This is a genomic window from Candidatus Defluviilinea gracilis (genome assembly GCA_016716235.1).
Classification (GTDB): Bacteria; Chloroflexota; Anaerolineae; order Anaerolineales; family Villigracilaceae; genus Defluviilinea; species Defluviilinea gracilis.
Genome location: JADJWS010000001.1, coordinates 2,104,697 through 2,117,573, shown reverse-complemented (window position 1 = coordinate 2,117,573; position 12,877 = coordinate 2,104,697). Strand labels below are relative to the sequence as shown.

At 54.7% G+C, this 12,877-nt stretch carries 14 protein-coding genes; 7 read left to right on the top strand and 7 right to left on the bottom strand.

Going from position 1 to position 12,877, the window contains the following annotated elements:
• Positions 1–143: 143 nt before the first annotated feature.
• The 5 genes from IPM31_09975 to IPM31_09955 form a co-directional block, all read right to left on the bottom strand.
• The gene (locus IPM31_09975; GenBank protein MBK9007306.1) at positions 144–1,856 is read right to left on the bottom strand and encodes a thiamine pyrophosphate-binding protein; all 1,713 of its coding nucleotides are present in this window, start codon (positions 1,854–1,856) and stop codon (positions 144–146) included.
• Positions 1,857–2,175: 319 nt separating this feature from the next.
• Complete coding sequence (locus tag IPM31_09970; protein MBK9007305.1) at positions 2,176–2,586, bottom strand: GxxExxY protein; 411 nt, start codon at positions 2,584–2,586, stop codon at positions 2,176–2,178.
• A gap of 203 nt (positions 2,587–2,789) precedes the next feature.
• Complete coding sequence (locus tag IPM31_09965) at positions 2,790–3,788, bottom strand: NAD-dependent epimerase/dehydratase family protein (GenBank protein MBK9007304.1); 999 nt, start codon at positions 3,786–3,788, stop codon at positions 2,790–2,792.
• 69 nt (positions 3,789–3,857) lie between these two features.
• Positions 3,858–4,679 carry an SDR family oxidoreductase gene (locus IPM31_09960; GenBank protein MBK9007303.1) on the bottom strand — a complete coding sequence of 274 codons (822 nt, stop codon included), beginning with the start codon at positions 4,677–4,679 and terminating at the stop codon, positions 3,858–3,860.
• 97 nt (positions 4,680–4,776) lie between these two features.
• Positions 4,777–6,111 carry an MFS transporter gene (locus IPM31_09955; GenBank protein ID MBK9007302.1) on the bottom strand — a complete coding sequence of 445 codons (1,335 nt, stop codon included), beginning with the start codon at positions 6,109–6,111 and terminating at the stop codon, positions 4,777–4,779.
• A gap of 194 nt (positions 6,112–6,305) precedes the next feature.
• Between IPM31_09955 and IPM31_09950 the strand changes: the two genes are divergently transcribed.
• From IPM31_09950 to IPM31_09920, 7 genes are all read left to right on the top strand, one after another.
• Positions 6,306–6,701, top strand: a complete 396-nt coding sequence (locus IPM31_09950) for a hypothetical protein (GenBank protein MBK9007301.1) — start codon at positions 6,306–6,308, stop codon at positions 6,699–6,701.
• Positions 6,698–6,982: a hypothetical protein gene (locus tag IPM31_09945; protein ID MBK9007300.1), complete on the top strand. Its 285-nt coding sequence runs from the start codon at positions 6,698–6,700 to the stop codon at positions 6,980–6,982. Before IPM31_09950 ends, IPM31_09945 begins: the two co-directional genes overlap by 4 nt.
• Positions 6,983–7,001: 19 nt before the next feature.
• Positions 7,002–7,307 (top strand): DUF433 domain-containing protein, encoded by a 306-nt coding sequence (locus IPM31_09940; GenBank protein MBK9007299.1) that lies wholly within the window; start codon positions 7,002–7,004, stop codon positions 7,305–7,307.
• A gap of 171 nt (positions 7,308–7,478) precedes the next feature.
• A complete protein-coding gene (locus IPM31_09935) occupies positions 7,479–8,249 on the top strand; it encodes an electron transfer flavoprotein subunit beta/FixA family protein (GenBank protein ID MBK9007298.1) in 771 nt (256 codons plus the stop codon).
• Positions 8,246–9,259, top strand: coding sequence for an electron transfer flavoprotein subunit alpha/FixB family protein (locus IPM31_09930; protein MBK9007297.1), 1,014 nt, complete (start codon positions 8,246–8,248; stop codon positions 9,257–9,259). The genes IPM31_09935 and IPM31_09930 overlap by 4 nt, the downstream gene beginning before the upstream one ends.
• A 162-nt stretch (positions 9,260–9,421) precedes the next feature.
• Positions 9,422–9,994: a hypothetical protein gene (locus IPM31_09925; GenBank protein ID MBK9007296.1), complete on the top strand. Its 573-nt coding sequence runs from the start codon at positions 9,422–9,424 to the stop codon at positions 9,992–9,994.
• A gap of 311 nt (positions 9,995–10,305) precedes the next feature.
• Entirely contained in the window at positions 10,306–11,403 is a 1,098-nt protein-coding gene (locus tag IPM31_09920; GenBank protein ID MBK9007295.1) for a hypothetical protein, read from the top strand.
• Positions 11,404–11,610: 207 nt separating this feature from the next.
• On the opposite strand, the gene IPM31_09915 is transcribed toward IPM31_09920, so the two are convergent.
• Entirely contained in the window at positions 11,611–12,018 is a 408-nt protein-coding gene (locus IPM31_09915) for a hypothetical protein (protein MBK9007294.1), read from the bottom strand.
• Between the two features lie 222 nt (positions 12,019–12,240).
• Positions 12,241–12,870, bottom strand: a complete 630-nt coding sequence (locus IPM31_09910) for a sigma-70 family RNA polymerase sigma factor (GenBank protein ID MBK9007293.1) — start codon at positions 12,868–12,870, stop codon at positions 12,241–12,243.
• Between the last annotated feature and the right edge of the window lie 7 nt (positions 12,871–12,877).

Genomic DNA, 12,877 nt, shown 5'->3' with positions numbered 1-12,877 from the left:
CGAAGGGTTTCAGGTTGATAAAAAAAGCGGAGATTGGGCAATCGCCCAACCTCCGCTTTTTCATTCCGTGAATCCGTGACAGAGTCCGTTTACCATAGTCCGCTTTCATTCCGTGAATCCGTGACAGAGTCCGCTCACCAGTTCTACAACGTCCGCACATACCTGAACTGCTTATAGCCTGGCGGGTCGGCGTTGATGGCGGGATCAACCGTCACGTGGAGCAAGGCTGGTTTGCCCGAATCAACCGCCCGTTGGAGAGCGGCGGGCAAATCCCCCACCGCATCCACTTTTTCGGCGTAGCATCCCAGCCCTTGCGCGATCAAATCATAGCGCGTCTCGCCTGAAAGATTTACGCCCTGTTGTTGCTCCGTTGGAATGCCGCCGAAGTTGTGCGCCGAGCGCTCCATGCCCCAGCCGTCGTCCACCGCCACCAGCACGATGATCGGCGCGTTCTCGCGGACGGCGGTTTCCATCTCCATGATGTTGAAGCCCGCCGCGCCGTCGCCCGTGATGCAATAGACGGGGCGTTCGGGCGCGGCAAGTTTCGCGCCAATCGCAAACGGGATGCCCGTGCCGAGAAAGCCCATCTTCACCGAATACAAAAAACTGCGCGGCTCATAAATCTGATTGAACGCCACGCCCCACAACGTGGTATTGCCGCCGTCCAACACCGTCACCGCATTGCGCGGGAAAAAACTGCGCGCATTGAACACCATCTGCCCAGGGTTGAGTCCGCGCGCGGGTTGCGCCATCAAAAATTGGATGCCGTTCGTCATCGTCTCCTGCGTCAACGCGCGATACCGCGCCAGGTCGGGCATGTCACTACGGGCGGCGGTCTTCGCCTTCACTTTGGAGAGGATCGCCTTCAGCGCCGATTTCGCGTCGGCGACGATGCCCACATCCACAGGGCGATTCAACCCGATGGAAAGCGGATCGGAATCAATTTGAATTGTTTTCTGTTTCTCGGGCATTCCCCACGCTGGAGGCGAACCCCAACCGTCATACTCGCCCAGCCGCGAACCGACCACGAGGATCACATCCGCTTCATTGCGCGCCAGCGACGTGGCTTGCATATCGAAGAGGAAAAAATAATGCGGGTGGTCTTCGGGGATCGCGCCGCGCGCGCCCATGCTCGAACCCATGCCCGCCGCGAGATAATTGCCCAACTCCAAAAATTCAGCGGAAGCCTCCGCCCACAACACGCCCTTGCCCGCGTGCAGATACGGCTTCTTGGAATTCGCCAGCAACTCAGCCGCCTGCTCGATCCACTCTGGATCGCCCGCGCCCATATCCACTTTGCGATAGCGCGCAGACGGATACACAGGGACTTTCTCGGCGTCAATTTTCACGCTCATCAATTCATCGGGGATGGCGAGGAAGGCGGGACCAGGTCTGCCCGTGAGCGCGGCGCGGAAAGCGGCGCGCACCATCTCAGGCAGTCGCTCAGGCTGACGGACCAACGCGCTATATTTGGCGATCGGTTTCGCCATCTCGACGAGGTCGGTCGCCTGCCACGCGCCGCCCCGCTCAGGGTCGGTGGTGAGGCGCCTGCGCGTGCAGGCAATCGCAAGGATGGGATGTCCCTCCGCAAACGCGCTGGAAACGCCCGCCAGCATATTCGCCGCGCCAGGTCCTGGCGAGCCGATGACCACGCTCGCCTTGCCGTTCGTGCGCGTGTAGCCCTCCGCCAAATGCACCGCGCCTTCTTCGTGTCGGCAGTTGATGTGACGGATGCCATAGCGCGCGGCGTGAGCCGTGAACGGGATGTGCGCCCCGTCAATGATGCCGAACATCATCTCGATGCCCTCGGCTTGCAAACACTTTGCCAACAGTTCTCCAACGGTTATTTCAGTCATGTTGTCTCCTTTTTAATTGGACGCGGATAAACGCTGATTGCGAAGCGTGCGGAGTTTTTTTTCTTTTCTCTTTCTCCGCGTTCATCCTGCTCGCCCGCGTCCCACTTGATAATTGCTTCCTTTTTAATTGGACGCGGATAAACGCTGACTGCGAAGCGTGCGGAGTTTTTTCTTTTTCTTCCGCGTTCATCTTGCTCGTCCGCGTCTCATTTGATAATTGCTTCCTTTTTAATTGGACGCGGATAAACGCTGACTGCGAAGCGTGCGGAGTTTTTTTCTTTTTCTTCCGCGTTCATCCTGCTCGTCCGCGTCCTATTGATTATTTCCACGTTGGAGTCTTGCGCTCATTATCATACGCTTTTCGGGCAAATGTGGGTTTTGGACCGAAGTTGAGCAAGAGACCCACTTCATAAGGCGTAGCTCGCAGGTAATTCAAAAGTTGAGCTTCATGCTCCAACAAAAGACGGCTTGCCGCTTTCAACTCCACAATCACAACATCCTCAACAAGCAGGTCTGCAAAATATTCGCCAACAATCTGCTCTTGAAAATATACAGAAATTTTCACCTGTTGTTGAACCTTCAATCCCATTGCAGTTAGGGCAATCACCATCGCATTTTCGTAAACTTTTTCAAGGAATCCATAGCCCAATTGTGGGTAAACCACTTTGAAAAACGCGTGCAGTATCTTATCTGTGATATCCCTGTGCTTAAGATCAATTTGAGTTACCATGTTCATCCTTTCATGATCGAGCCTTATGAAATTCAACAAGGTGATTTATCGGACGCAGATAAACGCTGAATACGCGGAATTTTTCTTTTTCTTCTTCCGAGTTCATCTGCGCTCGTCCGCGTCCCATTTGACCAATGATACCTTTTTGTTGGACGCGGATAAACGCTGACTACGCGGATTCTTTCTTTTCTCTTTCTCCGCGTTCATCCGCGCTCGTCTGCGTCCCTTTTGATTCCCTGTTCCCGCAACCAAACTTCCGTCCGCTTCATCCCTTCTTCCAAACTCACTTGCGCCTGCCAGCCGAGCAGGTCATGCGCTTTTTGATTCGAGACGGTGTTTTTCTTCGAGAGCATTTCCATCGCGCCGCGCCCGAGTTCGGTGGGTTTGCCGAGCAATTTGAAGATGATACGCCCAATCTCGGCAATGGCAATCGCGGACGAGGTACTCATCACACGCGGACTGCCCTTCCCCAACATGCGATAATAATGCCCGAAGAAAGTTTCGCAAGTGATGGTCTCTTCGCCGCCGAGGATGAAAATTTGACCCATGCCTTCGTCCCTTTCCGCCGCAAGCATGATGCCGTTCACCAAATCGTCAATGTAAATGGCGCGGAAGATTCCCTGTCCATGCGCGGGCAGGAGGAACAATCCCTTTTGAATCATCTGCACGGGGATCACCGTCCACGGGCGCGAGCCAGGTCCGTAAATATCGGCGGGGCGGATGATCGTACAAGTCATCGCGCCTTTCGCGTGCGCCGCCAGGACGACGTGTTCGCTGGCGATCTTCGTATCCACATACGGGTTGCCCGTCGGCATGATCGGTGCGGACTCGTCGGCGCGATCCTCGATATTGAAACGCATGGCGGCGAGCGATGAAACATGGACGAAGCGTTTCGCTCCCGCGCGGATCGCCGCCTCCAACACGCGCCGCGTCCCCAACACATTCACCCGCCACGCTTCTTCCCGCGCCACATTGTTGCTCACAATCGCGGCGGTGTGGATGACAAGGTCGCAGTCAGTCAGCGCGGATTGCCAACGTTCTGGCTTCGATACGTCGCCCGCGACGATGTTCAAAGCGGCATCGGCGCGGATGTCCAGTCCGCAAGTCTCTGCGCCCAATGCGCGATACTGTTCCGCCAGCGCGCGCCCGACAAAGCCCAACGCGCCCGTGATGAAGATTTTTTGATAACGAGTCGTTTTCATATTCAAATATATGCGTAGCGCGCGTTCTCTAACGCGCACTGATATACCATCGGCGTTAGAGAACGCCGATTACGCGCGGTTTCGCTCATTTCGCATCTTTTCCAAGCGCTTCATGCCGCGCCGCTTCATGGATTCGTACAGCCAGAGCATGAGCGACGGGTTGGCATGATTCAACTTCGTCAGCCAGCCGCGCCAGCGCGGGAGGTTGAGTTCAAGCGGCTTATCGCGCATGGCTTTCCAGAAGGCGCGCTCCAGGTCGAACACTGTCAGCGTGGCGCCGCTAAACGCAAGCGCGGCCTCCTCCCCCGCCGACTCGAGGCGTTCCGTCAGCACGGGCGTATCCACCAGATCGGGCGAGATGACCGTCACCGCGACTCCCATCCGCCTCCATTCAATCGCCGTTGCAATCGAAGCGTTTCGCAAGCCGCCCTTCGCCGCCGAGTAGAGCGCGTTGCCAGGCGTGGGCGAGACTCCCGCCAGTGAAGCGACATTGATGATGTGCCCCGCCTTCTGTTTGAGCATGATCTCGCCGACGAGTTTCATCCCGATCAACGCGCCCTTGAGGTTGATGTCAATCACGCGGTCTATCGCGTCGAGCGGCTGGTCGCGCAAAAACAGCGGACGATTCGCCCCCGCGATGTTGAACAGATAATCCACGCGCCCGAAGCGCTTCAACGTCTCTTCGATGAGCGCCTGCCATTGTTCGGCTGAGCGAATATCGAGCGCGCACAAAATCATTTGTTCATTGGGCGCGAACACAGAACGCAGTCCATCCATATTTGAATCGGCGAGTACCAATTGATACTCGCCGATTTTTTTCGAGAGGGCTTCCGCCCAATGCCTGCCGATTCCGCTGGCGGCGCCAGTGATGATGATGGTTTTTAGGGTCATGTTAATTCATTGGACGCTGACGAGCGCAGATTTACGCGGAGATTTTTCTAATATCCGCGTTCTTCCGCGTTTATCCGCGTCCAATTATGAATTGGCATTACTCCGCCGAGTTTGTAGATAACGTCGCCATTTCGCGGGCTTTCGTTTCGTTGACGCGCAACATCAGCGCCCAGCCAGCGAAGAGGAACACGGCAATCGAAAGAAGCGCGAGCCTGTGACCCGATTGTTCAGCCACCAACGCCGCCTGCCCCTGCGACTGATACCAGATGGTCAACTCCGCCGCGAGCCAGCCGAAGATGGCGGGACCGATGAACGAAGAGGTGCGCCCCGTCAGCGCGAAGAAGCCGAAAAATTCGCCGCTCTTTCCCTGCGGGCTGAACGTGGCGACCATCGCGCGGCTGACCGATTGCACGCCCGCCATTGCCGCACCGATGAACGCGCCGATGATGAAGAAGTGCGTCTGGTTTTGGGCGAAGTACATCGCGCCGATACAAGCCGCCATCAGAAAGATCGAAAGCGTCAACGCTTTTTTGCCGCCCAGTTTATCTTGCAGGTTTCCAAAGAGCAACGCGCCGACCACGTTGGTCGCCTGCACGACGATGAAGAAGATGATCAAGCCCGTCTGTTCCAGACCGAACAACACCGCGCCGAGGATCGCGGCGAAATCGAGCGCGATGATCACGCCTTCGTTATAAATCAAATAGGCGAGCATGAACTTGAGGAACTCTTTGAAACCGCGCGCGGCTTTGATGGTCCCGCTCAGTTGCTTGAACGCGATGCTGATATAGTTCTCGCCTGCGGGCAAAGCCTGCGGCTGGGCGCGTTCCTTCAACCAGCGGAAGATGGGGATGGAAGCCAGCGCGAAAAAGATCGCGGTGACAACCAGCGTGCCGCGCACCACGAGCAGGTCGCTGTCGGTCATCAGAATCGGCGGGAGGATGAGGAGTAGGATGACGATACCGCCCGCCGAGCCAATCGCCCAGCCCGTCCCAGCGATGCGACCCGTCTCTTCGGGGGCGGCGATCTCAGGCAGGAGCGCGTCGTAGAAAACTTGCGCGGCGCGATAGCCCAGTTCCGATAAAAGGAAAAAGAGGATCGCGATCGCAATCGTCCCTTTTTGGGTGAAGAATAATAAAGCGGTGAACACAACCGAGAGCGCCGTGAAAAAGAACAGGAATTTTTTCTTCGCGCCCGAATAATCGGCGATTGCCCCCATGATCGGCGCGGCAATGGCAACGATGATCATCGCGACCGAGATGCTCAAGCCCCACAAGCGCGAACCTTCCGCGCCGCCCACCACCTGGTTCTTGAAGTACGCGGAATAGACTGCCAGAAGTACAACCGAAGCGTACGCGGAATTTCCGAAATCGTACAAGTACCACGCCACCCGCTCGCGCTTCGTGGATTTGACCTGCGGAATTGTGTCTGTCATCTGTCCTTCCTCCTCGGCGATATGAAATTGTCTTACATTTCGCGCAAGTATATCATGGGGAAAAATGACTTCCGAAATTTTCAAGAACAAGAAATGCCTGTGTTCCAATCATATTTCTGTCAGGGTCTAACAATGAAAATCGGCGTTAGGCGCTAAAGCCACAAGGTATAATCGGTAAATCACGAAAATAGGTCATGGACGCGGTTACACTGCGTCAAGGCAGGCAACACGCTTTGTTTGGCAAATCGAACTGTCGCCTGAACTTTCATGAAGCGCTGGTAATCGGCGCAACAGCTAAAATGGATATTCAACCTCTTTATACAAAGATCGACAAGACCATCCAGTTGACGATGGGCTTCCTGGTGCTCGAAAGTTCGAGCGGGTACCCGCACGGCGAATCCAACATGTATCTGGTTGCCCCAAACGGAAAGATCCTCTGGAAAGCCGAAACCCCAGAAGGAAATACGTGCTTTTCGCGCGTCAAACTGAATGAAGACGGCGAGACATTTTCCGCCTACACGGTACACGGTCACGCCTGCGAATTAGATCTGAGAACGGGAAAACTGATCAGTTTTACGAGCATTCAATGATCCGAGGCTTTCTCAACCAGCCGTGGTTTCTGTGGGCAGGGCTTGCCATGATTTTGGCAATCGTGTGGGTTTTCGTAGGACCGCATACAAAGATTCCAGCCGCGCCGGGCTTTCGATATTTCATTATCCGCTGGGGTCACGCGCTGACGTGGCTCCTGTTGGCGGTGAATTTCTTCCTGCGAGGGATTAATCCGTCGTTCGATGGGACAGCCAACTTGATCGCCGCGGCGGGCGGGTTGGTATATCTACTGTTTATGGTGATGACGTTTATAATTAAGTAAGCATAAAAAGGAGTCCCGAATGGTACTCAAAACTCTTGATGAACATATAGAAATCACGCCTGGCGTCATGGGCGGAAAGCCGCGTATTGCGGGTCATCGCATCTCGGTGCAGAATGTGGTCATTTGGCATAACGAAATGGGCTACAGTGTAGAAAAAATTGCCGAAGACTATAATCTGAGCCTTGCAGATGTTTATGCCGCGCTCGCCTACTATCACGACCACAAAGAAGAAGTTGACAAATCCATCGTAGAAGGTGAAAAATTCGTTGAGGAGATGAAGAAACTGTATCCATCGAAGTTGAAGAAGAAACTCGATGGCAATTAATCGCTTATGCCCATCAAAGAACGCCCATGCGCCAAAACATCGAGGGCTTGGTTTTGATTGCAGAAACAATGACCGAAGAGGAACTGGTAAATCACGTTGAATACTTATAGCGCTTACCGCGACGCTCTGCGCAAGGCGGATAACAAGAAATCATAATTTCAGGAGTCACAATTGAAAATCATCGCATGTATCAAACAAGTCCCAGACTCGGAAGCGAAGATCAAAGCCGAGAATGGGCAAATCAACACAGGCGACTCGCCGCTGGTCATCAATCCATTTGACGAGTACGCGGTGGAAGGCGCGCTTCAGCAGAAGGAAGCGACAAACGGCACAGTCACCGCGTTGTGCATCGGACCCGAATCCGCGAAGGAGGCGTTGAAGCACGCGCTCGCAATGGGCGCGGACGATGCTATTCTCGTCTCAGACCCCGCGTTAAATAATTTAGATACAGTTGGCGCGGCGCGTGTCCTTGCCGCGGCGATCCAAAAGATCGGCAGCGTGGACATGGTCGTGTTCGGGCGGCAAACGCTCGACAACGGTTCAGGACTCACGTCCGCGCAGACGGCGCGCGCTTTAGGGTGGTCACTGCTGGGGTTGGCGGGGCAGATCAAAGTCCAAGAAAGAAGCGTGACTGTTGAACGAGTCATCGAAGAGGGCAGGCAAACTGTCAAAGCGAATCTGCCCGCAGTCATCAGCGTTGTGCAAAGCATCGGCGAGCCGCGCTATCCGTCGTTCATGGGAATTCGCAAAGCGTCGAAAGCCGAGATCCCCGTGTGGTCGTTGAGCGATCTGGGAATCGCCGCGCCCGATGCGATCATCAAACGCAGTGAGTTGATGAACCCGCCCGCGCGCGACACGTCGGTGGAAATTATTTCGGGCGAAAGCCCCGCCGAGATCGCCGACAAACTTGCCGACAAACTCATCGCGGAGAAAGTGTTATGAAAATTTTTGTTTACATTGATCACTTCAAAGGCGAAGCGCAAGCCACATCGTGGGAGGCGTTGGGACTCGCAAAAAGTTTCGGCGCGACGACTGCTTTGGTTTTTGGTTCTGGCGTGGATGATGTGGCGAAAGCCGCGTTGGAATATGGCGCGGATGACGCGCTCGTTGCAGACGACTCGGCTCTTTTGGATTTTCGCGCTGAGACGTACGCTTCGACCCTCTCTGCCATCGCTTCTTCTCGGACCCCCGACCTGATTCTGTTCCCCACAACGACTCGCACCCGTGAGTTCGCCGCCATGTCGGCCGTGGATTTGAACACCAACGTCATCACCGACGCGACCGCCGTTGAAGTGAACGGCGATTCGATTGTTGTGACACGTCCGATCTACGAAGCAAAATTGTTTGAGAAGGTGACTACCTCCGCAAAACCGCAATTGATCACGTTACGCGGACGCGCATTTCCGAAGCCAGAAAAAGTCGCTGGCAAAACTGGGACAATCACAAAAGTGGAAGCGAAGACCGACGCGCTCACAACCGTCGAAGGCTACAGCGTTGCGGATGTTGGAGTCAGTCTCAACGACGCGGGCATCATCGTCTCGGGCGGACGCGGCGTGTCGAATAATCCGTCCCTGCAACCGCCTGCTGGACTCGACGACAAGCAAGCCGAAATTTGGCGCGCGCATCAAGGATTCAAGTTGGTTGGCGATCTTGCGTCTGTGTTGGGCGGCGCAGTCGGCGCAAGTCGCGCGGCAGTGGACGGGGGCTACATCCCATACTCGAATCAAGTTGGGCAGACGGGTAAAGTCGTCGCGCCCGATCTGTACATCGCCTGCGGCATCTCTGGCGCGATCCAGCATCTCGCGGGAATCCGCTCGGCGAAGATGGTCGTGGCGATCAACAAAGACCCCGACGCGCCGATCTTCAAAGTGGCGCGCTATGGCGTGGTCGGCGACTTGTTCCAGATCGTCCCCGCGTTGACGGAAGCGTTCAAGAAGAAGTTGGGGAAGTAGCATTATCAACAGGGATGCGAATTCGATCCGTATCCCTGTTTTATATAGGGCTTACGCAGTTTAACCGTTGCGCCGTAGTTGCACTGCGGCGGCAGTACAACTGCCCGCCAACTGCGTAAGTCCAGTTATATCTTTTTTCGGAATGACGGAAAGGATGATCGCGTGAAACACACCCAAGTGTTACTGGTCAGCATGGCTCTCCTGACGCTTGCATGCAATGCTCTGCGTATTCCCGCCACCCCGGAACAAGAATCAAACGCGCCCCAGAACTGTCCCTCCACCCTATCGAGCGACGCGGAGGTGGAGCAAGCCCGACGCTATCAAGAATCAGAGTTTACCAATGGGGATTGGGAGCAGAGCTACACGGTAACGGAATTTCGGCTTACGGTCACAAGAAAGAGCGAAGCCTTAAACTCGGTGATCAACTTCGATACGGTCATTTTCTGCGATGTCACAAATCCCGCCCTGAATGAGTACTATTCTCCCGAAAATTTCGCGATCATTTTCCAATATTACGACACCTATAAATTTCTGGATGAATGCCAAACCGGTAATCTGCGGCTGTATGAGTTGGCGTTCAGCGACGCGGGGATCGACTATACGGGTCGCTTTTGGTCTGAGATTCTTGACCAACACCATATTCGAGAAACTCTGGTCGTATTTCCCACGCCTGATCAGGCAAGCCTCGAGCAATTCAGCCAGGCTTTGGAGTTTGAATTGCCCGCCTGCAAGTAAAAAGAATAGGGTCTCCCGTAATCAACGGGAAAGAGCTTCACCACGAAGGGCACAAAGTACACAAAGGCAAAGGGCTCGTTCCTTTGTGACCGTCGTGTCCTTTGTGTTTGAAAAAAAGGTTTCCCGTTAAAAACGGTAGAGCTAAAGAATATTCACCTCGCCGACCGACGGTGGTTGAATCAGTTTGATTGGATGTGAAGTTTCATCCACCCCATTGGGGGAGTAACGAACAGCGGTTCTTCGTGTCATGGCTGACATGCTTCACGACAGTTCCCGTATAAAGAAGCAATCGCCACTCGAGGTGAACCGCCATGAAACGACAAAGCCATAAAACCATCCTGATCTTATTCGTAACCTTCGCGACAATTCTGGCATGTAACATGCCCAGCCAGGCAACGCCCACCGAGGCGCCTGTCGTCGAGCCGTCGGCAACGCTGATCTCGCCCGTGATAGAAACGCCGGTTCCGCCGCCGACCGAAATCGGCATCCAACATACAACCATCCCCGCGAACCTGCCCGAAAATCGAAGTAGTCATGCGGGCGACTACGATTCGTCGGTGACGGCGGACGAGAAAAAATCCAACGGCGGAGACAGGTTCACCTTCGAACGATTCGAGCGCCCGTTCAACGCCAACACGATGGACATTTACTATCCCGAACTCGATATTGTGGACACGTTCGTATTCCAGGATGAAACCTGGCTCTACGGCACAATCAAAGTGGTCGACCGGGCGGCGGTGAATATGTCGCCGTATCGTTTTGCCATGCAACTGGATACGGATGTCAACGGCAAGGGCAATTATCTCGTTGTTGCGTTGAATCCCTCCTCCACAGAGTGGACAACGGACGGCGTTCAAGTGTATCAGGATGCGAATCGCGATGTGGGGAACTTGACCGCCATGGTATCTGATAAGGGCGCTCCCGGAGGCGATGGGTTTGAAGCCAACTTATTTGATAACGGAAAAGGGAACGATCCAGACAGCGCGTGGATTCGCGAATCGCCCAACGATGCCAATACAGTTGAAATCGCCGTCAAGCGCGCATTGGTTGGCAACCCGCCTTTGTATATGGTCGATATGTGGGCGGGTCATGGAAACCTTGACCCATCCCTGTTCGATTTCAGCGACCATTACACTCACGATCAGGCAGGCGCGGCAGACCCGGGGTTGCCGAATTTCTATCCGATCAAATCGGTCTTCGAACTGGATAATTCCTGCCGCATGGCAGTCGGATTCGAACCCAATGGCAGTGAACCCGGGCTTTGTCCTTTTATTGCGCCGCCAAAAGCCGAGGGAGGAGAAACCCCCACCAGTTGTGCTCCCAGCATGACAGAACTCAACTCTTGCATGCAATTCGGCGGAACCTGGAACTACGCGACCTGCCGTTGTGATATTCCCGTTATTCCTTGATGAGCAATAAACAGACTTTATCGGTCATAAGACAAAACCTGCGTTGGACGCCGACCGCAAAGCGCGCAGAAGACGCAGATTGTTTCGCTCTTTTCATCAGCATGCATTAGCGTTCATCCGCGTCTTAAAGCATTTTGCAAGATAATCAGGTTGAGCAACTTGTTCGTCAACCGCAGCGACTCGAGCCTTTGAGTCGCTGCGGTTTCTTTATTTCGCTGGCTTCACCACACGTCCGCCGATGATTGCCGCGATGCCGGCAAGAACTAAAACCAGCGTCCCGCCGCACACGCCAACCGCAGTGAAGGACGCGCCCAGTCCTTTGATCGCGATCTCCTGGTTGGGAACCACTTTTGTGGTTCCATCTTCAAAGGCGCACGTCCATTCCTCCTGGTGACCGCTGGGACCGCTCGGGCTTGTTGTAACGGGTCCGCGATTATATTCTTCCTGGTCGATGGAAACAGCGCCGGGGCAAACCGCCCAACCGGTCAACATATCGAACACCGGAGGGATGCCCACCAACATCGCCCCACCGACCGGCACAATAAACAACAAGGAAGCGCCGCCCGCAAGCAAGACAATTAACGCGCCGATACACGATCCATGCCAACGCTTCATGATCGATCTCCTGGGTTGAAATTTATCGATTTGTTTCTCGTAATGCGACATTCATGTCGCTCTTGCGCAAGAGTAGCCTAACAAGCGAGACGCTTCGCAGTCTCGCATTACGGAGTTAACTGCGTAAGGCGAGTTAATAAGAACATTTCTCGGCTTCATTATAGCAACAAAAAATTGCGCGGAGCGTGTGCTCCGCGCAACCTAACCCCGTCCAAGTTTGATTCAGGCATGAGAAAAACTGGGCATCTCGACCCGGTATGCCGAGGGAAGCAGGTCTTCGACCTTTTTCAACGCGGATCGTAACTGCATTCGAGCGCGGGCGAGGCGGCTTTTCACCGTTCCAACCGGCACGCGCGTCGCTTGCGCGGCTTCTTCATACGACATCCCTTCAATGTCTACGAGGATTACCACCAGGCGGTAATCCGGCGTCAGGGCGCGGATGCAACGACGGAGGACCTCTTGCACCTCCGAGGATTCAGCCAACTCCTGCGGACCTGCCGCGAGGTCCATCAGCCAGGCTGGCGATTCGATCTCCTCGCCTTCGTTGTTATATGGCTCGAGCGGCATGGCAAGGTGACGTTTCTCGCGCCGCAGTTCATCATAACTGGCATTGATCGCCACCCGCGCCAGCCAACTTTTGAAAGACCCGCCGCGAAACGACCGGAGGCTATTGAAAGCCTGGGTCAACGCGTTCTGGGTGGCATCCTCCGCGCTGAGTTCGTTGTGTGTGACCCGCAAGGAAACACGATACATCATATCCTGATACTTTAACACAAGCAGGTTGAACGCATCCAAGTCGCCGCGTTGGGCGGTGGCTATCAACATGGTTTCGGTATCGGGATAAGTTTTCATACGTTTA

Excerpts from the sequence above, each read along its gene's own strand:
- IPM31_09975 (MBK9007306.1), bottom strand. The coding sequence starts at position 1,856 with ATGACTGAAATAACCGTTGGAGAACTGTTGGCAAAGTGTTTGCAAGCC.
- IPM31_09970 (MBK9007305.1), bottom strand. The coding sequence starts at position 2,586 with ATGGTAACTCAAATTGATCTTAAGCACAGGGATATCACAGATAAGATA.
- IPM31_09965 (MBK9007304.1), bottom strand. The coding sequence starts at position 3,788 with ATGAAAACGACTCGTTATCAAAAAATCTTCATCACGGGCGCGTTGGGC.
- IPM31_09960 (MBK9007303.1), bottom strand. The coding sequence starts at position 4,679 with ATGACCCTAAAAACCATCATCATCACTGGCGCCGCCAGCGGAATCGGC.
- IPM31_09955 (MBK9007302.1), bottom strand. The coding sequence starts at position 6,111 with ATGACAGACACAATTCCGCAGGTCAAATCCACGAAGCGCGAGCGGGTG.
- IPM31_09950 (MBK9007301.1), top strand. The coding sequence starts at position 6,306 with ATGGACGCGGTTACACTGCGTCAAGGCAGGCAACACGCTTTGTTTGGC.
- IPM31_09945 (MBK9007300.1), top strand. The coding sequence starts at position 6,698 with ATGATCCGAGGCTTTCTCAACCAGCCGTGGTTTCTGTGGGCAGGGCTT.
- IPM31_09940 (MBK9007299.1), top strand. The coding sequence starts at position 7,002 with ATGGTACTCAAAACTCTTGATGAACATATAGAAATCACGCCTGGCGTC.
- IPM31_09930 (MBK9007297.1), top strand. The coding sequence starts at position 8,246 with ATGAAAATTTTTGTTTACATTGATCACTTCAAAGGCGAAGCGCAAGCC.
- IPM31_09920 (MBK9007295.1), top strand. The coding sequence starts at position 10,306 with ATGAAACGACAAAGCCATAAAACCATCCTGATCTTATTCGTAACCTTC.
- IPM31_09915 (MBK9007294.1), bottom strand. The coding sequence starts at position 12,018 with ATGAAGCGTTGGCATGGATCGTGTATCGGCGCGTTAATTGTCTTGCTT.
- IPM31_09910 (MBK9007293.1), bottom strand. The coding sequence starts at position 12,870 with ATGAAAACTTATCCCGATACCGAAACCATGTTGATAGCCACCGCCCAA.